This is a genomic window from Arthrobacter sp. JCM 19049 (genome assembly GCF_001310435.1).
This window is the reverse complement of the sequence record NZ_BAXF01000765.1, coordinates 1-817: the sequence shown is the minus strand read 5'-3', so window position 1 is coordinate 817 and position 817 is coordinate 1. Positions and strand designations below refer to the sequence as shown.

Genomic DNA, 817 nt, shown 5'->3' with positions numbered 1-817 from the left:
TGGCCGGCCTGTGCCCGCAAGCTCGGCCTGCTCTAGAACCACGAATTTCCCCCACAGCGACACCACCCCACCGGGCGGTCGCGTCGCTGTTCTATGGGCGCCGCGGCGGGGCTGAATGCGGGCCGGGCGCTGAACTAGTATTGGAGCGTGATGCCTGAAGAACCCCTGCCGCTCCTGGGAGCCACCGAGATCCGACGCCTGGCCGATGAACTGGGCATCCGTCCCACCAAAACCCTGGGCCAGAATTTCGTGATCGACGGGAACACAATCCGGCGCATCGTCGCCGCCGCGGACCTTGACCCCGGCCAGACGGTGCTGGAGGTCGGACCCGGCCTCGGCTCGCTGACCCTGGGCATCCTGGACGCCGCCGCGAAGGTGGTGGCAGTGGAAATTGACCCGCCGCTGGCCCGACGGCTGCCCGAAACCGTCGCCGAGTTCCGTCCTGGACGCGAAGCGGATCTCACCGTGATCCTCAGCGACGCACTGAAGGTCACCGAACTGCCCAATGAGCCCACCGCGCTGGTGGCCAACCTGCCCTACAACGTGGCCGTGCCGGTCGTGCTGCACCTGCTGGAGCACTTCCCCTCCATCCGCCACGGCCTGGTCATGGTCCAGGATGAGGTGGCCGACCGGATGAGCGCCGTCCCGGGCAGCAAGATCTACGGGGTGCCCTCCGTCAAGGGCGCCTGGTACGGCACCATGCGTAAGGCCGGGGTCATCGGCATGAACGTGTTCTGGCCGGCCCCCAAAATCCACTCCGGGCTGGTCTCCTTCACCCGGGACGCGAAGCGCGGCGACGCCCCGCCGCGCACCGAGG

At 68.3% G+C, this 817-nt stretch carries 1 protein-coding gene; it reads left to right on the top strand.

Translation table 11 applies throughout. The features are described 5' to 3' along the window. Window positions 1-150: 150 nt before the first annotated feature. A partial coding sequence (gene rsmA / locus JCM19049_RS16085; protein ID WP_054822049.1) for a 16S rRNA (adenine(1518)-N(6)/adenine(1519)-N(6))-dimethyltransferase RsmA occupies window positions 151-817 on the top strand: 667 nt, incomplete at its 3' end.